Origin of the sequence: Mycolicibacter hiberniae (assembly GCF_010729485.1) — a bacterium.
In the GTDB taxonomy this organism is placed as follows: domain Bacteria; phylum Actinomycetota; class Actinomycetes; order Mycobacteriales; family Mycobacteriaceae; genus Mycobacterium; species Mycobacterium hiberniae.
Map to the genome: position 1 here is coordinate 1,860,550 of NZ_AP022609.1, position 23,089 is coordinate 1,883,638.

Below are 23,089 nucleotides of genomic sequence, written 5' to 3' on the forward strand. Positions count from 1 at the left end.
GGCCGAGGAGGCGTGCGCGTCGCCGGAGGTCACGTCGCGGCGGGCCGGACCACGATCACCGGGACCCTGGCGGCCTGCACCACCGCCGAGCTGACCGAACCCAGAAGCTGGCTGGTGAAGCCACCGCGCCCGCGACTGCCGACCACCACCAGTTGAGCCTGTTCGCCGGCCTCGACCAGCCAGCGGGCCGGGTGGTCACAGACCACTCGCCGCTCGACGGTGACGTCCGGGTACCGCTCCTGGTGGCCGGCCAGGCGTTCGGAGAGGATTTCGTGTCCCTGGACTTCGTAGTCACGTCGGTCCATGTTGAGCAGCGGCATGACCTTGATGTCGCTCCAGGCGTGCAAGGCCACCAGCGGCACCCCGCGGAACGAGGCTTCCTCGAAGGCCAGCGCGGTTGCCTGCTCCGACGCGGGCGAACCGTCGATTCCGACCACCACGGGCGCGTCGTCGCTGTGCGCTCGACCGGCACGGATGACCGCGACCGCGCCCTGGGCATGGTGAATGAGGCTGGTGCTCACCGAGCCCAGCAGCAGGCGGCCGATGGCACCCAGGCCGACCGAGCCGACGACGGTCATCCAGCTGCCCTGAGCGGCGTCGATCAACGTCGAGACCACCGGGGCGTAGGCCGCCTCGGCACGCACCTCCGGTGCTGCGGCGTCGCCCCGGTTGGCGTCGACGACATCGCGGGCCTTCGCCAGTACCTTTTTCGCCTCATCGGCCTGCCAGTTGGGAATGCCGTCGGTGACCGGGCCGGGAGGCCAGCCGGCTTCCAGCGGGGTCACCACATGCAGCAAGGTGATCGGCTGGCCGCGCATGACCGCTTCCCGCGTCGCCCAGGCCACCGCCGCGTCGGATTCCGGTGATCCATCGACCCCCACCACGATTCCGGTTTTCGTCGTCCCGACTTGTGCCATCACAGCCCTCCCAACAGATTGAGCACTGGGCCGACCGGCCAGTTCTGCCGTTGAAGTTACTGCGGCCGGACTGATTCGGCAGGGGTCATTGGACCCCAATCCACGGTTCGTTGGCCCATTGGCACCTGCCACCACCGGTTCTTCACGAGCGGCCCAGGGCGGACTCCAGCAAGAGCCGGCGTTCTGCGGCGGCCACCGTACGCCGGGTCGCCTCGACCGCATCCGGGTTGACTGTTCGGCGGCGATCATCTCCTGAACCACCACCGCCATGGCGGGCTCCGCGTCGAATCCTCGGCTCGCTCGGTAGCTGACCACCCTCGGCGTGAAAAGCGATGCCCAGCAACGCTCAACGCCATGAACCAGAGCGTCGTCGCCGGCGACATTGGTGAGCGACTGGTTCATGCCGGCGAATGAGGCGTCCCGCCCGTCTTCGCCGGTCGCCGAAGAACGCACCGCGACAACCCGGTTCGCTCCGAGCCGGTGGTAGGCGGCCAGGAGTTGCCGGCGAACCGGATCTGAGACACCAGCTTTGGCGACCAAATGCTGCATCCGCTGACACAATTCGGCCAGCGCAGCGCTCATCGATGCGCTGGAGAGCCCGGCGGTGCAGGGCAGCCACCTCGGTGTCGCCCCGCTTGCAGCGAAACCAGGTAGCCGCTGCGCAGCAGCACAAATCCCGGGGGAACCGGAAGACCCGCGTTGACCAGTTCGCCCAGATTGGGCCCTTGCCACCGCCGCAGCTTCGCCGGAATTGGGCCCCAACTCCGCGCAACCCCGCTGGAAAGGGACCATCGCCGACCTTTCGGGGGCCAACGGCCCTCTGGGAAATGTCCGCAGCTGCGTAGCGTCGCGTGACGAACCCGGTCAGCGGAAGGATGCCGATGAGCGAATCGATGTCATCACAGTCGGTCGTGGTCGGCATCGATGGTTCGCAGGCGGCCGCCCATGCGGCGACGTGGGCGGCTCGTGAGGCCAGCGCGCGCGGCCTGCCCCTGCGCCTGGTTCACGTCATCGCCGAGGAAGCCGCCGAAGCCGCGCCCACACAGCCGGATCTGGGCGTGGAGTACGCCGAAACGGTGCTGCGCGAAGTCGACCTGCTGCTCCGGGAGAATGCGTCCGAGCTCAAGGTCGAGACCGCGATGCCGCATGGGCCGCCCGGATCCGCCCTGATCGACGAATCACGCGACTCGGCAATGGTGTGCGTGGGCTCCGTCGGGATCGGGTGCTTGAGCCGCGCGATCTTCGGGTCGACCGCTGCCGAACTGGCGCAGGGCGCGCACTGCCCGGTGGCAGTCATCCGCGCCCACGGTGGCACGGGCGCAGCGCGGGGCTGGATCGCGGTCGCCGTCGATCACACCCCGGGCGACGACCTGCTGCTGGAGCACGCATTCCGGGAAGCGCAGCTACGCGATGCACCGATCCTGGCGATAGAAAGCCAGCCGTGGCGGCGCGTCGGCCGGCACACTCTTCGGATCGAGTATTGGGCATCGCGTTACCCCGGGGTGCGCATTCGGCTCACCCCCCTGCGGCGCGGACTACCGGACGCGCTGGGCCAGATCGGCGAACCCGTCCAGCTCGCGGTCATCGGGAAGCACGACGCCGACGATGTGCCCCGGATCGTGGGCCCGCCCGACGTTGGTGTCAGCGAACCGGCCGGGAGCTCGGTGCTGGTGGTGCGCGACTGAGACCGGCTAACGGCCGGCCAGCGGGGCGCTCCAGTGCACGCGGGTTCCTCCTTCGGGCTGCGAGCTGATCTTGCAGGCACCGCCCAGAAGTTGGGCGCGGGTCACCATGTTGGCCAGGCCGCTGTGGCGGTGGTTGTCTGCCGGGATGCCGTGCCCGTTGTCGGTGATGACGATGTTCAGACTGTCGGTCACGCTGATCTCGACGCTGACCCGAGTGGCCCCGGAGTGCCTGCAGGCATTACTGACCGCCTCCATGATCACGGCCTCGGCGTGCTCGGCCAGTTCGTCGGTGATGAGCGTCACCGTTCCGTCGACGCGCACAGTCGCGACGATGGTGCGATTCTCCGTCAGACGCGCGACCTCGTCCTGAACGCGTTTCTGAAAACCCCCGTCAAGCGCCGCCCGGGATTTGAGCCGGAAGATCGTCGTTCGGATCTCGGCGATGATGGTCTGCAGATCGTCGATCGTGGCGTCAAGCCGGGCGACGACCTCCGGTGAATGCGTCAGGGCCAGCGTGCCCTGCAGGTCCAGCCCGGCGGCGAACAACTGCTGGATGACGTGATCGTGCAAGTCGTGGGCGATACGTTCGCGGTCGGCAAGAATGTCGCGTTCACGGGCCCAGGCACGCCCGCGGGCCACCACAACGGCGACGGCGGCGCGATGCGCGAAGTCATACACCAGGTCCAGGTCCGCCCCGTCGAAAGCGCGGTGATTCTCGTTGCGGGCGATCGCGAGCACTCCCAGCGTCTCCCCGTCGGAGCGCAGCGCTACCACCACGACCGGGCGCTGTCCGACATCGGTGAACCCGGGGATCGGGATGTCGAGGGCTTCGGTGATCAAGGGCCTGCCGGACCGCAAGACGCTGCCGGTGGTGGAGCCGTCCACCGCGATCTCCTGGCGGATCACCTCGTCGGCGTTGAGTCCGGCGGCTGCGGCCACGGTCAGGGTTCCGACGTCGGCAATGGGTAGGCTCGCGTCAGCCGGAACCATCACGATCGCCTGCTCGGCCGAGGCGAGCTCGCAGACACGCTCGGCGATGATCTGTAGTGGCTCTGATCGCATCGCCGGTCCGGTGGAGTCCGAAAGCAGCGCGGTGGTGATGTCGCGGCTGGCCTCGATCCAATGCGCCGACGCGCGCAGGTGTTCCACCATGCGAGCGTTGTCGACGGCGACCGCTGCCGCGGTCGCCAGGGCGACGGCCACCTTTTCGTCGGACTCGGCGAATGTGCGGCCCGGCTGCTCGTGGGTCAGGTAAAGGTTGCCGATCAGGACACCCGAGGTGATGAGGGGCACGCTGAGCAGCGCCCGCATCGGGGGATGGTGTTCGGGGAACCCGACCGCGGCCGGGTGCGCGGTCAGGTCAGCCAGCCGCAGCGGCTCCGACTCGACGAGTGAGGCGTCCAGGACGCCCTTGCCGATGGGCAGATGGCCGATCCGGCGGATCGTCTGCTCGTCGAGGCCGGCGTGGATGAACTCGATCAGATTGCCCTGCGGACCGCGGATCGCCAGGGCGCCGTAGCGCGCCGAGGTCAGCTTCATCGCGGCCACGACCACCCGGTGAAGCGTGGTGTTGAGGTGGAGGTCGGAGCCCATCTCAAGGATCACCGCGAGCAGATGCTCCATCTGGTCCCGCGTGACGGCGAGCTCATCGAGCTGGTGATGCATGCGGTCGATGAGGGAAGGATCTCCGAGCCCCCGGAACGCCGATTCGCTGTCTCCGCCGTCCATCCGACCCAATTCTTTCCGCGGAGCGAATAGCTTGTGCCTGCAAACCGTGCGCACGCCGCAACACGGGCACACGACCGTCCAGCAATATGCTGGCACAAACCACGGCCGGCAGGCGATACCTTGCTGTCCTGGCTGCTCACGGCAGGCGCGCCGGGCCCCTCGGGCCTACGCTGAGAGTCCGATGACCTCGCTGGGCTGGGCAACCAGGGCGAACAGGTTTTCCACCGCCGAACGGCTGCACACCGCGGTATCCGGTGTCATCAGCATCGCCGCACCCGCCGCAATGCCCCACTGGACTGACTTGACCAGCGGCCAGCCCCGACTCAGGCCGAGGGCGATCGCGGCGACCATCGCGTCGCCGGCACCGACCCCCCTGCCTCCCCGCATCCGGACGGCGGAGAATCGGTAACTGCCTGCAGGAGCGGCAAGTAATGCTCCCTCGGCCCCCAGCGACACGACCACCGCAGCTGCCCGTCGCTGCTCGAGAATCAACGGGACTCCCGCATGCCGGCACACGTCGGCAACACGCTGGTAGTAGTTGCCGGGCACGCCGGGCGGAAGGCTGCCGCTCGCCACGACGAGCCCCGCCGAGGCGGTCGCCGCGCGGAGCTGGACCAAGCAGTGCACCTGTTCGGCGAACGTCATTCGGGCACCGGGCAGCACGAAGCGATACTGCCCTCCGGTGCTTTGCTCGTCGATGGTGAAGCTCTCCCGGGTCGGCTCGGCGATCGGGACGCGGTCGAAGGGCACGCGGGCCTGTTCCAGCAATGCCGTGACCAACCCGCCGCTCGGTCCGCCGGCGGCCAGTATCGCCAAGACGGGTGCACCGAGAACGTGCGCGATGCGGGCGACGTTGACACCGCCCCCGCCCGGGTCATAGCGGGCGGGCCGGCAGCGCAGCTTTTCGGTCGGGCGCACCCGGTCGATGCTGGTGGTGATGTCGAGTGCGGGATTCAACGTCAATGTGACGATCCGCGTCGCTCGAACCGCGGGGCGGGCCGGAGTCTTCATGATCAACAGTTTCCGTTCGTCCGCGACGGCTACAGACCGCTCGGATAGGTCTCGGGAGTCTGGCCGGAGACCCAGAGGCTCGTCACCTCCAGCGGCTCTAACGCGCGCGTCTGATCGATGTGGATGATCGCGTCGAACTGGTCGGACGGCCGGACATGGAAGTAGTGACTTTGCCGCTCGGTCGCGGGTTGATAGATCACTCCGATGGCGCGACCCAACCGCACCGCTTCAAGCGGATCGGCGGCAGGCACCGCCGGCATGGGCACCAGGAACGCCGGCTTTCCGGTGGCATGGAAAAGATCTTCGATGCTGCCGGGCAACGCCGGGCGGACCACTTTGCGTTCCGCCGGGCCGCCCCACTCGCTGGCGGCGGTCACCGTGCCCGAATAGGTGCTGAACCCGATGAGGCGCACCTGGTCGTTGTGACGCTCACGGACCAGCTGACCGAGGGTGAGCTGGCCGTCACCGGCCATCTCGGTGGCTCGGGCGTCCCCTACGTGCGAGTTGTGCGCCCAGACCACGATGCGGGCCGGTGCGGCGGCGTCGCGGCCGCGGTCGGCATGGGCCAGCAGCGCCTCCAGGGTCTGAGCCATGTGCCGGTCGCGAATGTTCCAGGACGAGACGCGTCCGCTGAACATGGTCCGGTAGTACTCCTCGGCGTTGCGGACGGTTTGGGCGTTCTGCAACGCGTAGAACAGTTCGTCTTCAGCGACCGGTCCGTCCCGCTGCACACAGTTCGCCGCGTCGCGCTGCATTTCGATCAGTTGCGCCACCGCTTCGCCCTCGCAGGAGGGGCCGGCGCCGAACGCCGCACCGAATCCGTACGCCTGGCCGTCGTCGGCGCAGGCATGGTCGAAGCAGGCGTAGCGGGCGCGGGCCCGCTCCGCCGCGACCGGGTCGACGGAGTCCAGGTAGGTGATCACTTCCTCGATCGAGCGATGCAGGCTGTACAGGTCAAGCCCGTAGAAGCCGGTTTCGCGCCGGTCGGCCGACCTGCGGTCCCGGTTGTGGGCGCGCAGCCAATCGACGAATTCGGCGACCACGGCGTTGCGCCACATCCAGGCCGGGAATCGCTGAAAGCCGCTCAGCGCGGCATCGGCGGTCTGGTCCTCGCCGAGGCCCCGGACGTAGCGGTTCACCCGGTAGGCATCCGGCCAATCCGCCTCGGCGGCCACCACGCAGAAACCCCTCGCTGTGATCAGCCACTTGGTGATCTCGGCGCGGGCGGCGTAGAACTCGTGCGTGCCGTGCGAGCTTTCGCCGATCAACACGATGCGCGCGTCGCCGATCAGCTCTTCCAGCGCAACCTGTGGCGGGACCCCGGCCGGTGCCTCCACAGCGACACCGCCGACGACCTGCGCGGCGGTCGGCGCCGCAGGTGCCTGGTGCCGGGTGGTCGAGGCGGCCAGGAGCCGGCAGACCTCTTCGTCGGTGACCTGGGCGAAGTCCCAGAACGATTCGCCGACGGCGAAGAAGGGGGTGGGCATCGTGGCGCAGACCACCTCGTCGACCAGGCCGGCGAACTCCCGGCAGGTCGATTCGGGGGCTGCCGGGACGGCGACGACCAGACGGGCCGGTTCGGCGTCCCGCAGCGCCTGCACCGCGGCGAACATGCTCGCGCCGGTGGCCAGCCCGTCGTCGACCAGGATGACGGTCCGGCCGGCCACGTCGCGGGGCGGGCGATCACCGCGATAGGCGGCCTCCCGGCGGACCAGCTCCCGGCCTTCCCGGTCGGCGATGTCGCGTAGCTGTTGCGGCGTGATCTTCAGGGCGCGCACCATGTCGTCGTTGACCACCACGCGGCCGCCACTGGCCAGCGCGCCCACCGCGAATTCCTCGTGGCCCGGCGCTCCGAGCTTGCGCACGATGAACGCGTCCAGCGGGGCCTGCAGAGCCGCCGCGACTTCCCAGGCGACCGGGATTCCGCCGCGCGCCAGGCCGAGGACGATCACGTCGTCACGGTCGCGGTAGCTGTCGAGCAGATCGGCCAGCACCTGGCCGGCTTCGGTGCGGTCACGAAATATTCGCCGCGGTTGCCGCCTTCGGACTTCGGCTGCCCTCGTCATCGCAGTTCACCGGTCATGGCGCCATCTCCGATTGGTCTAGAACTGACAACACTGATCTGACCCAGTGGGGGCCAGGTCGGGGAAGGGCATGAGGTCCCGATTCCACGGGGCCGTTTGTCGAAGGCTGTCGGAACCGTTGCGCCCCGGAGGCCACAACCATGAATTTTGTCGCCGGCGCAGGACGCCGGATTCGTCTGGATGACGACGAAGACCCCTACGGCGTGGGGACTTCCGGCCCTGCCCGCGGGCAGCACATGCGAGTCGAATCGAGAGATCCACCAGACCGCCAAAGATCCGAGGACCATCATGAAGAACCTCCCCGCCAACGCTTCGCGCCGTTCCCTGCTTCCGGGGCTGTCGGAGCTGTTCAGTGGATTTCCGTCCTGGGCCGGTCCTTGGCCCATGCCGGAAGGACACCTCATCCGCCTCGAAGACCAGGTGGAAGACGGGCACTACGTCGTGCGGGCCGAACTACCGGGTATGGATCCCGCCAAGGACATCGACATCACCGTCCGCGACGGACGCCTGACGATCAAGGCCGAGCGCACTGAGAAGAACGAAGGGGAAGGGCGTTCGGAATTCGCCTATGGCTCCTTCGCCCGATCCGTCTCGCTTCCCCCCGGCGCCGATGAGGAAGACATCAGCGCCACCTACGACAAAGGCATTCTCACGGTCTCGGTGGCCCTTCCCAAGCCGGCCAAACCAGCCGAGAAGCACATCAAGGTCAAGGCCGCCAGCTGACGCGGCGCAGGACATCTCGGATCCGCTGCGCCGGCCCGGACAGCGGACAGCGCCCGCCGCAAGACGACACGGCAGCGCGGGTGCCGGAGCCTCGACCTCGGGGCACCGGCACCCGGTGGGCGCTGGGCCGATCGGCGCTCCGCTGAGGACCAACGGCCCTAACACCGGCTCCGGGCGTCGCAGAACTATTGAGTCCAGGTGCAGATCGGAGGTCGAGATGCTCACCGTGCGGGTGGAAACCGAGGCCGTCAAGGATGCCGTGCGCGCGGCATGCCGCGCCCCGTCGCTGCACAACATCCAGCCGTGGCAGTGGGTCCTGGAAGCCGACCGCCTGCAACTGTTCCTCGACGAGAGCCGGGTCCTGCCGTCCGATCACGCGGGGCGGGAGGCGACTATCGGTTGCGGCGCGGCGCTGGACCATCTTCGGGTGGCGATGGCCGCAACCGGCCTGCATGCCAACGTCGATCGCTTTCCCAATCCCAACAATCCCAACCATCTCGCATCGATCCAGTTCGACAAGATGAGCTATGTCACCGAAGGCCACCGATGCCGGGCAGCGGCGATCTGGGTACGGCGCAGCGACAGGCTGCCGTTGGCGCCGCCGCCCAACTGGGTGGCCTTCGAGCCGCTGCTGCGGTCCCGCCTTGACGAATACGCCGTCGACCTCGACGTCCTGCCCGAGAAGTCCCGCCCCCGACTGGCCTACGCGTCGCAGTTCGCCGAATCGCTGCGGCTCTACGACGCGTCCTACCACGCCGAGCTACACCGGTGGACAACGCCATTCCAAACCTCCACGGGCGTCTCGTACAGCTCCCTGCCCTCTGACGCAGAAGGCGGCCGGGTCGATGTCGGTCGTGCCTTTCCCGGAGTGCACCACGGTGATCGACGGACACAGATCCAGCGTGATCAGGCGACCATCGTGGTGCTGTCCACGCGATCGGATGCGCGCGCCGACGCGTTGCTCGTCGGCGAGGCCCTCTCGGCCGTCCTTCTGGAGTGCACCATGTCCGGCCTGGCCACCTGTCCGCTGACTCATCTCACCGAAGTTCAGGTGACCAGGGACATTGTCGAGACGTTGGTGGGCCGCAACGCCTTTCCTCAGATCCTCGTCCGGATCGGACAGGCACCCGGCACCGAGGAACCCTTGCCCCGCACGCGGCGCCGGCCGCTGTCCGACGTGCTGTCCATCCACGGCGGGTAGTGGGGGCTCATGTTCGCGTCATCGGCTGCCCCCCGCGTCGTCGTCGGTGTGGACGGATCACGTGCCGCTCTCAAAGCCGCCTACTGGGCTGTCGACGAAGCGCTCGACCGCGAGCTCCCGCTGGGGCTGTTGTGCGCAGTCGACTCCGGCTCCCCCGGCGCGAACGCGGCGGCTGCGGCCGAAACAGCGGTGCGCAGCGCCATGGCGGCGATCGAGGCCCTCGACCGGCCGCCCAAGCTGGAAGCCGAGATCGTGCACCGGCGGCCGGTGACCGCACTGCTGCAAGCCTCGCGATCCGCGGCGGTGATCTGCCTCGGCTCGATCGGGTTCCATCACGAGCCGGGCAGCCGGATCGGATCCACCGCCGCCGCCGTGGCGACCTCGGCGCACTGCCCGGTCGCCATCGTGCCACGCACCTTCACCGCCCGAACGGCCCAAGCCGGACTGGTCCTGGCGGTGGTGGACGGTTCCTCGGCCGGCGACGGCGTCTTGGAGCTCGGCGCCGCCGAGGCACGAATGCGCGGCCTGCCGCTGCACGTCTTCGCACTGCCGCAGCACCGCCCGGCAGCACCGGGCGAGTCCGACGTGCCGTCCGACCCGCCGCTGCCCACCGCCGTCGAACGCTGGATATCCCGTTGCCGGCGGGAGCACCCGGACCTCGATGTGGAATCGGTCGGTTATCACGACGGTCTGCTCAATTGCTTTGAGCGCCTGCAACGCAGCGGCTCGGCGATCCAACTGGCGGTGGTGGCACCGCGCCGGCCCGGCCCATTGGACGTTCTGCTGGCTCCGGCGGGCCGGGCGGTCGTGGAATCCGCCGGCAGCGCCGTGCTGGTCTGCGATCGGACGTGGTGGTTGTGACCGCCGGCGACGGTGCTGCCGCTACCGGGTCAGACCAGCTGAAAGTCTTCCTGGTCGACGATCACGAGGTGGTCCGGCGCGGGCTGATCTCCCTGCTGAGCTCGGACCCCGGCCTGACCGTGGTGGGCGAAGCCGAAACCGTGCGGGAGGCCTTGGCCCGCATTCCCGCACTGCTGCCGGACGTTGCCGTGCTCGATGTGCGGTTGCCCGACGGCAACGGCATCGAGCTGTGCCGTGAACTGCTGTCCCGGCTGCCCGCTCTGCGGTGTCTGATGTTGACCTCGGACAGCTCCGAGGAAGCCGCGTTGAACGCGATTCTGGCCGGCGCCAGCGGTTACGTCGTCAAGGACATCCGGGGCATGCAGCTGGCCCAGTCGATCAAGGATGTCGGCGCCGGCTGCTCGCTGCTGGACAACCACGCGGCGGCGGCGCTGATGGTCCGGCTCCGCATGGGTGCCCAGGCTCCCGACCCCCTGGCCAAGCTCACCGAGCAGGAACGGGCCCTGCTGGCGCTACTGGCCGAGGGGCTGACCAACAAACAGATCGCCGAGCGCATGTACCTGGCCGAGAAGACCGTCAAGAATTACGTCTCGCGTCTGTTGGCCAAGCTGGACATGCAGCGGCGCACCCAGGCGGCCGTTTTCGGCTCGCGCCTGTCCGGCCCTTGACACTGCTACCCGACGTGCAGCGGATCGATCTGGACCCGCACCGGGTGGTGCGACCCCCGCGCACTGAGCACACCGACGCCGTGGCGCAGCGCTGCGGCCAGCGCCAAGCCGTGGTCGCGGCCCACCCGCACCAGCATGCGGATGATGCTCAGCTCCTCGGGGACACCGGCCGGCCGGCGCACGCCCGGCGGTAGCGGCACGGGCCCGAGCAGGTCGGCGCCGTCGGGCAGGCGGGTCTGCTCCAACAGCGCCGTCACCGAGGCCGGATCGCCGTCGAGGGCCGCGAGGTGCACCGCGGGCGGCAGGCCCACCTCGGCCCGGGTGGCCAGTTCGGCATCGGCGTGGCCGACCGGGTCCCACCGGATGAGTGCCTGCACGGTGGGAATCGAGGAGTCGGCGACCACCGTCACCTGGCCGCCCGAAGCCTGGTCGCGCACCAGGGCAGACGCAGCCATCCAGCGCCGCAGCGTGTCTTCGGCGGCACGCAGATCCTGACGGCCCAGCAACGCCCAGCAGTCCAGCAGCAACGCCGCCCCGTAGCCGCGCGGGGCGCGGGGCTCGGCGCCGGGTGTGGCGATCACCAGGGCCGCGCCGTCCTCGATGGCGTCGACGATGGTGTCACCGGCGGACGTGACGACCGGGGTGCCCGGGAAGGCTCGGCCCAGTTCTTCGGCGGTTCGCCGGGCACCGATGACGACCGCCCGCACGGCATCGGACCCGCAGCGCGCACAGCGCAGTGCCGGGTCCTGGCGACCACACCAGCGACAGACGGCCGCACCGCCACGTTCCGGCAGCGACAACGGTCCGGTGCAGTGCCGGCAGCGGGCGATCGTGCGGCAGCGGGCACAGGCCAACGACGGCACGTAGCCGCGGCGGGGCACCTGCACCAACACCGGCGCCCCGGCGGCCAGGGCACTGCGCGCGCTCGCCAGCCCCACGGCCGGAAGCCGCGCGCTGCGGGCGGCGGGGTCGCGCTGCTCGGCGTACCCGGTATCGTCCAGGGCCACCACCCGCGGCCGGGCCGCCCGCAGCACCGCGCGCGGTGCCACCACGTCGTGCGCCCACCCACTGGTCACCAGCGCGTGCGCCTCGGCGGTACGGGTGAGTCCACCGATCAGGGCGGCACAGCCCGCCAGATGGGCACGCAGCATCGCGACCTCGCGCGCATGCGGATAGGGCGCCCGCGGCTCGGCCAGGGAATCGTCGCCGTCGTCCCACACCATCACCAGGCCCAGATCGGCCAACGGGGCGAAAACCGCGCTGCGCGTGCCGATCACCAGCCGCGCGTGGCCGCGCAGTACCGACAGCCACCGCCGGTAGCGGGTGGCCGGGCCCAGGCCCGCGGACAGCGCCGCGACCGCCGACTCCTCGACTCGTGCGGTCACGGCCCGGTGCAGCGCATCGACGTCGCGCTGATCGGGCACGATCGCCAGCGCGGTGCGCCCGGCCCGCATGGTCGCCGCGGCGGCGTCGACGAAGCGCTCGGTCCACGATTCGCCCGGCAGCGCCTGCCACACGGCGCGCGCGGCGCGGCCCTCCCCCAGCGCGGCCAGCCAGGATGCGCCCGCGCCGTAGCGTTGCCAGCCGGCCGGGTCGACCGGGGCGAGCACGGGCGGCTCGGGCGGCGTCGTCGCTTCGCGTTCCACCCGGGCGTGCCGCGGCGGTACCGCCAGGCGCAGCACGTCGGCCCGGCTGCCGGCATAGCGCGCGGCGACGGCCTCCACCAGTTGACGGACTTCGCCGGTGAGCACCGGTTCGTCCGAGACCACCCGCTCCAGCCGGCCCAGCCGGCCGACGTGGTCGGTGTCGGCGCGGCGTTCCCAGATGAAGCCGTCGACCAACCTGCCATGAAAGCGAACCCGCACCCGCGCCCCGGGCCGGGCCTCCTGCGATTGCTCGGGCGTGACCAGATAGTCGAACTCGCGGTCCAGATGCGGAACCGAGAGCATCGGCAGCACCCGGGCCACCGGCTCGCCGGTGGCGCCGGTTTCGCTGCGTTCGCTGTCGACGCTCACCACGCAGGTCTAGCAGACGCCGCCGACCCCGACAGCCGGTGGATCGCCGGTGGAACGGGTTGTGCATCGGCGTACACATCACCGGCGGCGCCCAATTACGTTGCTGCGGTATGCCCGACCAGTGTGGCGCCCATAGCCGCGCCGCGCGCGGCGCGGAATCCGGCCTCGCCGCGCGGTTGCGCATCGCCGCGGTGGCCGATCAGTTGCTGGTCGCGACGGTGGCCGACGCCGCCGGGCACGCCCGCAGCGGGCTCGCGCACCTCGATGCCCTCGGCGCGCAGCTCCGCGCCGCGCTGGCCGATCCTCCGGCGTCGGCGTGGGACTGCCCGGCCGGCCGCCGCGAGTTCCAGCTCGTGCTGGCCGCCAAGGCCCGCGACATCGGCCGGGTGATCGCCGACGCCGCGACGCACAACCGGCTGCAGGCGGCCATGATTCGCTCGGCCGGTGCCGGCTACGGGTTACCGGCCCGAGTGCGCGATCGGATCAACCGGCAGGCACTGGCCGACGACATCCGGCACGCCGACGGCGATGCGCACCGGGGCGGGGCTCGGTACGAGAACGCGCTGCGGGTCCGCGACGCGCTCGCAGCCCACGGCGGCACCGGTGCCGAATCGGTGCTGTTGCTCACCTATGAACCGGCGGCGTTCGATGGCCGGGGACGGGCCGCGATCGCGATCGGCGATCCCGACACCGCCGACAACACCACCGTGCTGGTCCCCGGGGTACACAGCAGCGTCCGCAGCGGCTACCTGTCGCGCCCGGAGGGGCGAGACGTCTACCGCGAGGCGACCCGGGCCGATCCCGAGCGCACCAACTCGGTCATCCTGTGGATGGGCTACCGCGCTCCAGACAGTCTGCTGGACCCCGCCGTGGCGCAACCGTTTTCCGCCCGGGCCGGCGGTCGCCTGCTGGCCGCCGACCTCAACGCCCTGGCGGCGTCGCACATCGGCGCCGCCCACGTCACGGTGGTGGGCCATTCCTACGGCTCCACGACGGTGGCCGATGCGGCGGCCGGCGCCGGTCTGCGCGCCGACGACGTGGTGCTCGTGGGATCGCCGGGAACCGACCTGGCGCGCAGCGCCAACGACTTTCACCTACCGGCATCAGGGCATGTGTACGTGGGGGCGGCATCCTCGGATCCGGTCACCGGATTCGGCGGTCAGCCACAACTGAGCCTGCCGGGAACGTCGACAACCGTGGGGCTGGGCGCCGACCCGGCGGCCGACGGCTACGGGTCCACCCGCTTCAAGGCCGAAGCCCGCGGGGCCGCGTTGCCCGCGACCGGCCACAGCAGCTACTTCGATCCCGACGGCGAGTCGCTGTTCAGTATCGGCGACATCGCCTCCGGGCACGGCGACGCGCTAGCCAGCCACCACATGACCGCACCGCACCGGAGGCGGCTGCCGGCCTTCGATCCGGAGCGGCTGCGACCCGGGACCGGCGGCCACCGGCATTGACCGCCAGCGGATTTCAGATCGCGGACGACCTCGCGGCGTCGCTCGACCGGCCGAAGAAGAACCCGGCTGTGATGAGCAGTTGAGCTGCGGCATAGGTCCACCAGATCGGCACCTCCAGCAGTTCGTTGCCCAGCACGAACTTGCTGGCGCCGATCATGGCGTCCGACGCCGCAAAACACACCGCTCCGATCGCGGTCCAGTGGGTGGGCAGCTTCGCCAACAGGGCGACGCACACCATGGCGCCGAGCACCCCGACGTAGACCACCACCGGCACGGTCATACCCTCGCGCGCCAAACCGGGCCAGAACCACGCCAGCAGCACCAGGCAGCTGGCAATGACCAGCCCCGGCCCGATCAGCCGCCGCCGCGACACCACCGCCAGGGGCACCAGCGCGCCGAGATAGCACAGGTGCGCCACCAGAAATGCGGTCAGTCCCGCCACGAAAGACGGTTCCCACCAAGGGATCGCCAATAACCAGTCACCGGTCGCCGAGAAGATGAGCGCCGGGATCAGCCAGCGCGCCTCCCGCAGGATCGGGTGTACCGCCGCGGCGAAGGCCAGCAGCACCGCCATGGACGCCTTGAAAGCCGGCTGACCGACCCATTGCCCGGTCAGCTCCTCCCCGGGCCCCGAACGCAACGCCACCACCGTCAGGAAGATGCCGTAACCCACGCCCAGCCATCCGGCCGCGGCCCAGCCGGTGAAGACGCGACGGGTTGCGTACGGTGTTTCCATGCCAGCAATCGACCCCATAATCCTGAAGGTACTGGACGCCGTGCCTTTCCGACTAACCCTCGACGACGGTGTCGTCGCGGCGCGCCGAGCGATGCGCGACCTGCCGCGCCGCCCGGTGCATCCGGACCTGCCCGCCGAGGACCGGGTGATCGAAGGCCCGGGCCGTGATCTGCCGATCCGCATCTACCGGCCCGCGGGCACCGAGTCCGGTGCCGCGCCGGTCGTGGTGTTCTTCCACGGCGGCGGTTTCGTCGCCGGCGACCTCGAGACCCACGACGGGACCGCCCGCATGCATGCCGCCGGCGCCGGCGCGGTGGTGGTGTCGGTGGACTACCGGCTGGCCCCCGAACACCCGTTTCCGGCCGCGGTGCACGACGCGCTGGCGGCGGTCGAGTGGGTGGCGGCACACGCCGGCGAACTGGGCGTGGACCCGGCCCGGCTGGCGGTGGCCGGCGACTCAGCCGGCGGTAACCTGGCCGCGGTGGTGGCCCAGCTGGCCCGCGACGCCGGCGGACCGGCGATCGCGTTTCAGCTGCTGTGGTACCCGGCGACCACCTACGACGGCAGCCTGCCGTCGTTCACCGAGAACGCCCAGGCCCCGATCATCGACAGCAAGGCGATCGCGGCCCTGACGCTGGCCTACGCCGGGCACGTCGATCTGACCGACCCGCCGCCCACCCTGGCTCCGGCGCGGGCCGCGAATCTGGCCGACCTGCCGCCGGCCTACATCGCGGTGGCCGGCCACGATCCGCTGCGCGACGACGGCATCCATTACGGCGAGCTGCTGGCCGCCGCCGGGGTCCCGGTCCAGGTACACAACGCCGAGACGATGATTCACGGTTACCTGGGTTACGCCGGGGTCATTCCGGCGGCAACCGAGGCCGCCGATCGCGGGCTGGCCGCGCTGAAGGCGGCCCTGAGCGGGACGGCCTGACGGTCCGATGCGGCTGAACCAGGTCACCGTCGGCAGCACCGACCTGGACCGCGCCGAGTGGTTCTACCGCCTCCTGGGCTTGCAGCTGATCGTCAAGACAGCGGACTATCTGCGGTTCGAATGCCCGTCGGGCGGCAGCACCTTCTCGGTGGCGCGCGTCGGTGAAGTGCCGGCCGCCGAACAGGTGACCATCTATTTCGAGGTCGATGACGTCGACGAGAACTACCAGCGGTTGCGCGCATCGATCGAGTTCACCCAGGCGCCGGCCGACATGCCGTGGCTGTGGCGGGAAGCCCGGCTGCGCGACCCCGACGGCCACCGGCTGTGCCTGTTCCACGGCGGTGCCGCCCGGCGTGATCCGCCGTGGCGCCTGCCACCGGAGGATTTGCCCTAACACCGCCCCGGCCCCGCGGCATGCGCGCTACCGTCGACCTCGATCGACATCGGCGACGAGGAGCATCAGACGTGACCGAGGAGCCCGACCACGAAGTTGTGATCGTCGGCGCCGGATTCTCCGGCATCGGGGCGGCGATCAACCTCGACCGCGCCGGATTGGCGGACTATGCGATTCTCGAGGCCGGCGACGGCGTGGGCGGAACCTGGCACTGGAACACCTATCCGGGTATCGCCGTGGACATCCCGTCGTTCTCCTACCAGTTCTCCTTCGAACAGAGCGCGCACTGGTCACGCACGTATGCCCCCGGCCGGGAACTGAAGGCCTACGCCGAGCACTGCGTCGACAAGTACGGTCTGCGCTCCCGAATCCGGTTCGCCACCAAGGTGCTTGGCGCAACATTCGATGAAGACCGCGGCTGCTGGCGGGTACAGACCGAATCGCGGGGATCCCGCGGCGAGGTCAGCGCCCGGTTCCTGATCAACGCCAGCGGAGTTCTGACCACCCCGAAGCTGCCCGACATCGCCGGTGTCGACACCTTCGCCGGGGTGCGCATCCACACCGCACGCTGGGACCACTCGCAAGATCTGACCGGCAAGCGCGTGGCGGTGATCGGCACGGGCGCCTCTGCGGTACAGGTGATTCCGGAGATCGCACCGGCCGTCTCGTCGCTCACGGTGTTTCAGCGGACCCCGATCTGGTGTTTTCCGAAGTTCGATATGCCGCTGCCCAGCCCGGCCCGCTGGGCGATGCGCCTTCCCGGCGGCAAGGCGCTGCAACGACTGGTCAGTCAGGCCTACGTCGAGGCGACCTTCCCGATCGCGGCGCAGTACTTCACGGTGTTTCCCCTGGCCAAGCGGATGGAGGCTGCCGGGCGGGCGTTTCTGCGCCGGCAGGTGCACGATCCGCAGCTGCGTGAGCAGCTCACCCCGCGCTACGCCCCCGGGTGCAAGCGGCCCGGCTTCCACAACAGTTACCTGTCGACCTTCAACCGGGACAACGTGACGCTGGTGGTCGACCCCATCGACCGGATCACCCCCACCGGGGTCGTGACCGCAGACGGAGCCGCGCACGAAGTCGATGTCCTGATCCTGGCCACCGGGTTCAAGGTGATGGACAGCGACACCGTTTCCACCTTCGCCGTCACCGGGGCGGGCAGGCAGACCTTGAGCCGGTACTTCGAGGAGAACCGGCTGCAGGCTTACGAAGGGGTCAGCATCCCCGGGTTCCCCAACATGTTCAGCGTGTTCGGCCCCTACGGCTACGTCGGCTCATCGTATTTCGCGCTCATCGAGGCCCAGACCCACCACATCGTGCGATGCCTGAAAAGCGCGCGCAGCCGCGGGGCGAGGCGCATCGAGATCTCCGAGGCGGCCAATGCCCGCTACTTCGACGAGATGATGCGCAAACGGCACCGGCAGATCTTCTGGCAGGACAGCTGCCAGTTGGCCAACAGCTACTACTTCGACAAGAACGGCGACGTTCCGCTGCGGCCCGCCACCACGGTCGAGGCCTACTGGCGCAGTAGGCACTTCGACCTCGACGACTACCGGTTCAGCGCCTGAGAATCCACGGCGCGCGGCTCACCCCCGTCAGATGGCGCGCTTGAGGTCCTCGACCTTGTCGAGCCGCTCCCACGGCAGGTCGATGTCGCTGCGGCCGAAGTGCCCGTAGGCCGCGGTCGGGGCGTAGATCGGCTGCAGCAGCTCCAGGTCGCGCACGATAGCGCCGGGCCGCAGGTCGAACACCTCGCCGATGGCCTTCTCGATCTTGACCGGGTCGACGGTCTCGGTGCCGAACGTCTCGACGAACAGGCCCACCGGCGCCGCCTTGCCGATCGCGTAGGCGACCTGCACCTCGACGCGCTGCGCCAGGCCCGCGGCGACGATGTTCTTGGCCACCCAGCGCATCGCGTAGGCCGCCGAGCGGTCCACCTTCGACGGGTCCTTGCCCGAGAACGCGCCGCCGCCGTGCCGTGCCCAGCCGCCGTAGGTGTCGACGATGATCTTGCGGCCGGTCAGGCCGGCGTCGCCCATCGGCCCGCCGACGACGAACTTGCCCGTGGGGTTGACCAGCAACCGCACGTCGGAGATGTCCATGGTCTCGTGGGCCAGATCGGCCAGCACCGTGTTGATCACCTGGTCGCGGATGTCGCCGGCCAGGGTCGTTTCCAGATCGATGCCGTCGGAATGCTGGGTGGACAGCACCACCGTGTCCAGCCGAACCGGCACGTTGTCCTCGTACTGCACGGTGACCTGCGTCTTGCCGTCCGGGCGCAGGTACGGCAGCGTGCCGTCCTTGCGGACCTCGGTGAGCCGGCGCGCCAGCCGGTGCGCCAACGCGATCGGCAGCGGCATCAGCTCCGGGGTGTCGGCGATCGCGTAACCGAACATCAGGCCCTGGTCGCCGGCGCCCTGCGAGTCCAGCGGGTCGGCCGCGCCCTCGACGCGGGCTTCGTGCGCGGTGTCCACGCCCTGGGCGATGTCGGGCGACTGAGCACCGATGCCGATGTTGACACCGCAGGTGGCGCCGTCGAAGCCCTTGTCCGACGAGTCGTAGCCGATCTCCAGGATGCGCTCGCGCACGATGTTGGTGATGTTGGCGAACGCTTCGCGGGCGGTGGTGGTCACCTCGCCGACCACGTGCACCTGGCCGGTGGTGACCAGGGTCTCCACCGCAACCCGTGAGCGGGGGTCATCGGCGAGCAGTGCGTCGAGCACCGAGTCGCTGATGGCGTCACAGATCTTGTCGGGGTGGCCCTCGGTCACCGACTCACTGGTGAACAGCCGTCCCTTATCGCTCACAATGTCGCCTTCCGGGTTATCGATCACACGTTCGCTCGGGCAAATATAGCTATGCGGTCCTCGGGACAGCCTGGCAGCCCGGTGCCTCATCCCCCACGGCGAGCACCTGAACGAATCGCCCCTGCGAGCGCCCACTCTACCGCCCGCTGCGCACGCCGCCACTCGGGGTTGAGCCGCCGGGCACCGGGCCTGGGGCGCCGCCCGATCACGGCGCCGCCGTCTCCACGCGCACCGCCCAGCCCACCAGTGACCGCAGATAGCGCAGCACCAGTTCGTCGGGGTAGGCCTGCGGGTCGGTGAGATGCAGCAGCGCCAGCTCCTCCAGGGACGACAGCAACAGCCGCGCCGTCGCGCCGCCGGCATCGACGGGGCGGCCCACCAGCCGCGACAGCCGCCCTGCGGCGAGGTTGCGGGCATACCGGCGGCCCAGTTCCGTGCGGGCCTGCAACTGCGGCGGGGCGCCGGCGGGCGGGCTCAGGATGATGCGCCAGCTGGTGGGCGCGGCTTGCAGGTAGGCCAGGATGCCGCGCCCGAGCGCGTCCGGGTCGTCGGCCGGCGGGCCCTCCACACTTTGCATCCCGGCGAACGCAACCCCGGACTCGCGCTCCAGCAGGGCCGACATCAGCCCGGCCAGGTCGCCGAAATTCTGGTACACCACGGTCCGGGTGACCTCGGCGGCACGGGCCACCCGTTCGATGCTCACCGCGGCGAATCCCTCGGCGGCGACGATGTCACGGGCGTGGTCGAGCAGTTGCGTCCGCCGGGCCTGCGCCGACATCCGCCGCCGTGGCTCCGGCCGGGCGTTCATCTGGGGTCCGGCAGCTCGAGCAGCAGGTCCACGGCCCGCGCCGCGCTCTGTGCGGCGCTTTCCATGGTCGCCGACCAGTCGGCGCGGGTCCAATCCCCGGCGAGCACCAACCCGGGAACCGACGTGCGCTGGTCCGGGCGCAGCCCATCGGTGCCCACCACCTGCGAGAAGGTGGCTTTGGGCATCTTGACCACCTGCGCGGCAACCACATTGGCCTCCGCGGCAGCGGGATAGTAACGGCGCAGCAGGTCCATCTGCTCGGCCACGATCTGCTCGTTGGACCGGTGAATCTGTTCGTAGGCGCCGCTGGTGGTCAGGCAGTACAACCAGGCGCCGTCCGGCTCGCGGCGATGCATCCGCTGGCGGTCGAACACCTCATCGATGACACCGGTGCCGCCGATTATCGACTCCATGGCCGCTTCGGTTCCCAGCGGCCGGTCCAGGTAGAGGTTGGTGCTCACGATCGGTGTGTAGTGCAGCTTCTCCGCCGCGGCGTAGATCTCGGCGTGCTCGGGCAGATCGTCGAGCAGCCCGGCGATATTGGAGTTGGGTACCGCGCACACCACCGCGTCGGCCGGCACTTCGGTGCCGTCCGCCAGCACGACGGCGCGCACCGCGTTGTCCTGCACCACGATTCGACGGGCCACGGCCCGATAGCGCACCTCGACGCCGTGCCGGTCGAAAACGTCGAGCGCTCCCGAGATGTAGAGGGTGTCCAGATCGGTGGTCGGGTAGCCGATCGTCACCGCCCTGCGATGGCGCAGTCCGAGCCGGATGCCGGTGGCGAGCACGTCGGCGAAGACCTTGGCCGAACCCCGATCCACCGGCTCTGCGGCGATCCCCAGCGCCAGCCAGTCCCACACCGCCTCCCGTGCGCGGGCGGGCATCCCGACTCGCCGAAGCCACTTGTCGGTGCTGAGATTGGGCAGGTCTGCGGGCTGAAACAGCGCCTCGCCCGCCAGACGCACGGTCGCCACGGCGGTGCGCAGCCGGTCGACGAGGCCGGCCTCGGGGTGCGGCCCGAACAGCGACCGCACCGCCCCGATCCCCCGGGTCACCATGGGGGTGCTGGCCCCGCCGGGCCAGCGCAGCGTTCCGCCGGTCGGAAACTCCACCATCGAGCGGGTGCCGACGCTGGTCAGGTAGCGGAACAGGTGCTCGTAGCCGCTGGCGATCACGTGCTGACCGTTGTCGGCGGGGTCGGTGATTCCCGGCACGCTCATCGCCTGGGTGCGTCCGCCGAGCCGCCCGCGCCGCTCGAGCAGCGTCACCTTCTTGCCCGCCTCGGCCAGCCACACCGCCGAGGCAAGGCCCGCCAGGCCGCCCCCGATCACCACGTAGCGTCGATCGTCCACACCCAGCTCCTCTCGAATAACTTACGAATCGAAAGTTATCCCACCGGGGGCTGGGTGATCAATGGTTGCGCGCTGGGCCGGCCGACGCCGTCGCCCCGGGCGTCACTCGCGATGGCCGCCGAGGAACGCCGCGACGGCGTCCACGATGCGGCTGGCCATCAGGGTCTTGGACCCCGGCTCCAGGGCGGACTCGGCGCCGTCGGCGGCCAGCAGCCACCCGTCGTTGTGGTCCACCTCGAAGGCGCGGCCGTCCCCGACCGCGTTCACCACCAGCAGGTCGCAGCCCTTGCGGTGCAGCTTCGCGCGGGCGTGGAACAGCACGTCGCCGTTCTCGTCGCCGGTCTCGGCGGCGAACCCGACAATGGCCCGCATATGGGGCAACTGGCCCTCGGCGCGCGCCCGGACCGCGCCGGCCAGCACGTCGTCATTGCGGACCAGCTCGATGGTCGGCTCTCCGGCGCTGTCGGGCCCCTTCTTGATCTTGGCCTGGGCCGTGCGGGCCGGCCGGAAGTCGGCCACGGCCGCCGCCATCACCAGCACGTGCACCTCAGGGGCGTGCTTGGCCACCGCGTCCTGCAACTGCTGGGCGGAGCTGACATGTACGACATGAACGCCGGCCGGATCTACCAGCCCGGCGGTGTGCGCGGCGATCAAGGTGACCTCCGCGCCGCGCTGGGCTGCCACCCGGGCCACGGCGTAGCCCTGCTTGCCCGAGCTGCGGTTGCCGATAAACCGCACCGGGTCGATGGGCTCACGGGTGCCGCCGGCGGTCACGAGCACCTTCTGGCCGGCCAGGTCATAGGGCAGCGCGTCGGCCCGCTCCAGCAGCAACGAGGCCAGCGTCGTGATCTCCTCGGCCTCGGGCAGCCGGCCCGGGCCGGTATCGGCGCCGGTCAACCGGCCCGACGCGGGCTCAAGGACGACCGCGCCACGCTGCCGCAGCGTCGACACGTTGCTGGCGGTGGCCGGATGCTGCCACATCTCGGTGTGCATGGCCGGGGCGAACAACACCGGACAACGGGCGGTGAGCAGGGTGGCGGTCAGCAGGTCGTCGGCGCGGCCGGCGACAGCGCGGGCCAGCAGGTCCGCGGTGGCGGGCGCCACCACCACCAGGTCGGCCTGCTGGCCGATCGCGACATGGGGGACGCCGGGGACGTCGTCGAATACTCCGGTGTGGACCGGCTGGCCGGACAGCGCCTCGAAGGTGGCCGCCCCGACGAACCGCAGCGCAGACTGCGTCGGTACCACCCGTACGGAATGGCCCGCCTCGGTCAGCTGCCGGACCACGGTGCACGCCTTGTAGGCGGCGATGCCCCCGGAGACACCGACGACGACCCGCTTCTGGCCCATCGGCACGACCCGCCCTGCCCGGCTCGGACTACTCGCCTTCGGTGTATTCGAGCAGGTCGCTGTGGATCTCGCGCAGCGCGATCGACAGCGGCTTCTCCTGCAGGCCGGGCTCGACCAGCGGCCCGACGTACTCGAGGATGCCCTCGCCGAGCTGGTTGTAGTAGTCGTTGATCTGCCGCGCCCGCTTGGCGGCGTAGATCACCAGGGCGTACTTGCTCGACGCACGCTGGAGCAGCTCGTCGATGGGCGGGTTGGTGATGCCGAGCGGCGTGTCGTAACCGCCGATCAACGCCGGGTCGAACGTCTCGGCGTCGGTCGCCACGGCCGAGTCGGTCTGCGAAGTACTCACGTAAGAAAA

Annotated in this window: 20 protein-coding genes and 1 pseudogene; 9 read left to right on the plus strand and 12 right to left on the minus strand. The window is 70.0% G+C overall.

The genetic code is table 11. The features are described from left to right. Positions 1-29: 29 nt before the first annotated feature. On the minus strand, positions 30-917 hold the full coding sequence (locus tag G6N14_RS08655) for a universal stress protein (RefSeq protein WP_085134640.1): 888 nt from the start codon (positions 915-917) through the stop codon (positions 30-32). A gap of 228 nt (positions 918-1,145) precedes the next feature. Continuing rightward, a pseudogene (locus G6N14_RS08660) lies at positions 1,146-1,669 on the minus strand (PEP/pyruvate-binding domain-containing protein); the annotation flags it as partial. 129 nt (positions 1,670-1,798) lie between these two features. On the opposite strand from G6N14_RS08660, the gene G6N14_RS08665 reads away from it, so the two are divergent. Next, positions 1,799-2,602: a universal stress protein gene (locus tag G6N14_RS08665; protein WP_163787102.1), complete on the plus strand. Its 804-nt coding sequence runs from the start codon at positions 1,799-1,801 to the stop codon at positions 2,600-2,602. Positions 2,603-2,608: 6 nt separating this feature from the next. Here G6N14_RS08665 and G6N14_RS08670 read toward each other — a convergent pair whose 3' ends face one another. The 3 genes from G6N14_RS08670 to G6N14_RS08680 all read right to left on the minus strand — a co-directional run bounded on the left by G6N14_RS08670 (position 2,609) and on the right by G6N14_RS08680 (position 7,407). Then, positions 2,609-4,330: a sensor histidine kinase gene (locus tag G6N14_RS08670; RefSeq protein WP_085134570.1), complete on the minus strand. Its 1,722-nt coding sequence runs from the start codon at positions 4,328-4,330 to the stop codon at positions 2,609-2,611. Between the two features lie 165 nt (positions 4,331-4,495). Continuing rightward, on the minus strand, positions 4,496-5,341 hold the full coding sequence (locus tag G6N14_RS08675; protein WP_085134569.1) for a 1-phosphofructokinase family hexose kinase: 846 nt from the start codon (positions 5,339-5,341) through the stop codon (positions 4,496-4,498). Positions 5,342-5,370: 29 nt separating this feature from the next. Then, a complete protein-coding gene (locus G6N14_RS08680; protein ID WP_085134568.1) occupies positions 5,371-7,407 on the minus strand; it encodes an erythromycin esterase family protein in 2,037 nt (678 codons plus the stop codon). Positions 7,408-7,710: 303 nt separating this feature from the next. Here G6N14_RS08680 and G6N14_RS08685 point away from each other — a divergent pair, with 303 nt between their 5' ends. The 4 genes from G6N14_RS08685 to G6N14_RS08700 all read left to right on the plus strand — a co-directional run bounded on the left by G6N14_RS08685 (position 7,711) and on the right by G6N14_RS08700 (position 10,878). Further along, positions 7,711-8,148 carry an Hsp20/alpha crystallin family protein gene (locus tag G6N14_RS08685; protein ID WP_407663164.1) on the plus strand — a complete coding sequence of 146 codons (438 nt, stop codon included), beginning with the start codon at positions 7,711-7,713 and terminating at the stop codon, positions 8,146-8,148. A gap of 217 nt (positions 8,149-8,365) precedes the next feature. Next, a complete protein-coding gene (locus G6N14_RS08690) occupies positions 8,366-9,349 on the plus strand; it encodes an Acg family FMN-binding oxidoreductase (protein ID WP_085134566.1) in 984 nt (327 codons plus the stop codon). 9 nt (positions 9,350-9,358) lie between these two features. Then, positions 9,359-10,210 carry a universal stress protein gene (locus G6N14_RS08695; RefSeq protein ID WP_085134565.1) on the plus strand — a complete coding sequence of 284 codons (852 nt, stop codon included), beginning with the start codon at positions 9,359-9,361 and terminating at the stop codon, positions 10,208-10,210. A gap of 38 nt (positions 10,211-10,248) precedes the next feature. Continuing rightward, positions 10,249-10,878 (plus strand): response regulator transcription factor, encoded by a 630-nt coding sequence (locus tag G6N14_RS08700; RefSeq protein WP_085134639.1) that lies wholly within the window; start codon positions 10,249-10,251, stop codon positions 10,876-10,878. 5 nt (positions 10,879-10,883) lie between these two features. Here the strand turns inward: G6N14_RS08700 and G6N14_RS08705 are convergent, their stop codons facing one another. After that, on the minus strand, positions 10,884-12,827 hold the full coding sequence (locus G6N14_RS08705) for a primosomal protein N' (RefSeq protein WP_085134638.1): 1,944 nt from the start codon (positions 12,825-12,827) through the stop codon (positions 10,884-10,886). A 176-nt stretch (positions 12,828-13,003) separates the two neighbouring features. Here G6N14_RS08705 and G6N14_RS08710 point away from each other — a divergent pair, with 176 nt between their 5' ends. Next, positions 13,004-14,350, plus strand: a complete 1,347-nt coding sequence (locus tag G6N14_RS08710; protein WP_085134564.1) for an alpha/beta hydrolase — start codon at positions 13,004-13,006, stop codon at positions 14,348-14,350. Positions 14,351-14,363: 13 nt separating this feature from the next. On the opposite strand, the gene G6N14_RS08715 is transcribed toward G6N14_RS08710, so the two are convergent. Next, a complete protein-coding gene (locus G6N14_RS08715) occupies positions 14,364-15,104 on the minus strand; it encodes a lysoplasmalogenase (RefSeq protein WP_234808824.1) in 741 nt (246 codons plus the stop codon). Between G6N14_RS08715 and G6N14_RS08720 the strand changes: the two genes are divergently transcribed. The 3 genes from G6N14_RS08720 (at position 15,085) to G6N14_RS08730 (ending at position 17,979) form a co-directional block, all read left to right on the plus strand. Next, a complete protein-coding gene (locus G6N14_RS08720; protein WP_085134562.1) occupies positions 15,085-16,020 on the plus strand; it encodes an alpha/beta hydrolase in 936 nt (311 codons plus the stop codon). The genes G6N14_RS08715 and G6N14_RS08720 overlap by 20 nt on opposite strands. Before the next feature lie 7 nt (positions 16,021-16,027). After that, the gene (locus tag G6N14_RS08725; protein WP_085134561.1) at positions 16,028-16,414 is read left to right on the plus strand and encodes a VOC family protein; all 387 of its coding nucleotides are present in this window, start codon (positions 16,028-16,030) and stop codon (positions 16,412-16,414) included. Positions 16,415-16,485: 71 nt separating this feature from the next. Further along, on the plus strand, positions 16,486-17,979 hold the full coding sequence (locus G6N14_RS08730) for a flavin-containing monooxygenase (RefSeq protein ID WP_234808823.1): 1,494 nt from the start codon (positions 16,486-16,488) through the stop codon (positions 17,977-17,979). A gap of 27 nt (positions 17,980-18,006) precedes the next feature. Here G6N14_RS08730 and metK read toward each other — a convergent pair whose 3' ends face one another. From metK to rpoZ, 5 genes are all read right to left on the minus strand, one after another. Then, complete coding sequence (gene metK / locus G6N14_RS08735) at positions 18,007-19,218, minus strand: methionine adenosyltransferase (RefSeq protein WP_085134637.1); 1,212 nt, start codon at positions 19,216-19,218, stop codon at positions 18,007-18,009. Positions 19,219-19,423: 205 nt separating this feature from the next. Beyond that, positions 19,424-20,026, minus strand: coding sequence for a TetR/AcrR family transcriptional regulator (locus G6N14_RS08740; protein ID WP_085134559.1), 603 nt, complete (start codon positions 20,024-20,026; stop codon positions 19,424-19,426). Beyond that, positions 20,023-21,387: a hydroxysqualene dehydroxylase HpnE gene (gene hpnE / locus G6N14_RS08745; protein ID WP_085134558.1), complete on the minus strand. Its 1,365-nt coding sequence runs from the start codon at positions 21,385-21,387 to the stop codon at positions 20,023-20,025. Before hpnE ends, G6N14_RS08740 begins: the two co-directional genes overlap by 4 nt. A gap of 96 nt (positions 21,388-21,483) precedes the next feature. Then, a complete protein-coding gene (coaBC, locus tag G6N14_RS08750) occupies positions 21,484-22,731 on the minus strand; it encodes a bifunctional phosphopantothenoylcysteine decarboxylase/phosphopantothenate--cysteine ligase CoaBC (RefSeq protein ID WP_085134636.1) in 1,248 nt (415 codons plus the stop codon). Positions 22,732-22,759: 28 nt separating this feature from the next. Further along, positions 22,760-23,080, minus strand: coding sequence for a DNA-directed RNA polymerase subunit omega (rpoZ, locus tag G6N14_RS08755; RefSeq protein WP_046315229.1), 321 nt, complete (start codon positions 23,078-23,080; stop codon positions 22,760-22,762). Positions 23,081-23,089 lie beyond the last annotated feature (9 nt).

Bases quoted from the DNA above. Each gene is read 5' to 3' on its own strand.
- G6N14_RS08680 (WP_085134568.1), bottom strand. From the start codon at position 7,407: ATGACGAGGGCAGCCGAAGTCCGAAGGCGGCAACCGCGGCGAATATTT.
- G6N14_RS08665 (WP_163787102.1), top strand. From the start codon at position 1,799: ATGAGCGAATCGATGTCATCACAGTCGGTCGTGGTCGGCATCGATGGT.
- G6N14_RS08705 (WP_085134638.1), bottom strand. From the start codon at position 12,827: ATGCTCTCGGTTCCGCATCTGGACCGCGAGTTCGACTATCTGGTCACG.
- G6N14_RS08715 (WP_234808824.1), bottom strand. From the start codon at position 15,104: ATGGGGTCGATTGCTGGCATGGAAACACCGTACGCAACCCGTCGCGTC.
- G6N14_RS08655 (WP_085134640.1), bottom strand. From the start codon at position 917: ATGGCACAAGTCGGGACGACGAAAACCGGAATCGTGGTGGGGGTCGAT.
- G6N14_RS08670 (WP_085134570.1), bottom strand. From the start codon at position 4,330: ATGGACGGCGGAGACAGCGAATCGGCGTTCCGGGGGCTCGGAGATCCT.
- G6N14_RS08720 (WP_085134562.1), top strand. From the start codon at position 15,085: ATGCCAGCAATCGACCCCATAATCCTGAAGGTACTGGACGCCGTGCCT.
- G6N14_RS08675 (WP_085134569.1), bottom strand. From the start codon at position 5,341: ATGAAGACTCCGGCCCGCCCCGCGGTTCGAGCGACGCGGATCGTCACA.
- G6N14_RS08695 (WP_085134565.1), top strand. From the start codon at position 9,359: ATGTTCGCGTCATCGGCTGCCCCCCGCGTCGTCGTCGGTGTGGACGGA.
- G6N14_RS08740 (WP_085134559.1), bottom strand. From the start codon at position 20,026: ATGAACGCCCGGCCGGAGCCACGGCGGCGGATGTCGGCGCAGGCCCGG.
- coaBC (WP_085134636.1), bottom strand. From the start codon at position 22,731: ATGGGCCAGAAGCGGGTCGTCGTCGGTGTCTCCGGGGGCATCGCCGCC.
- G6N14_RS08710 (WP_085134564.1), top strand. From the start codon at position 13,004: ATGCCCGACCAGTGTGGCGCCCATAGCCGCGCCGCGCGCGGCGCGGAA.
- G6N14_RS08690 (WP_085134566.1), top strand. From the start codon at position 8,366: ATGCTCACCGTGCGGGTGGAAACCGAGGCCGTCAAGGATGCCGTGCGC.
- G6N14_RS08725 (WP_085134561.1), top strand. From the start codon at position 16,028: ATGCGGCTGAACCAGGTCACCGTCGGCAGCACCGACCTGGACCGCGCC.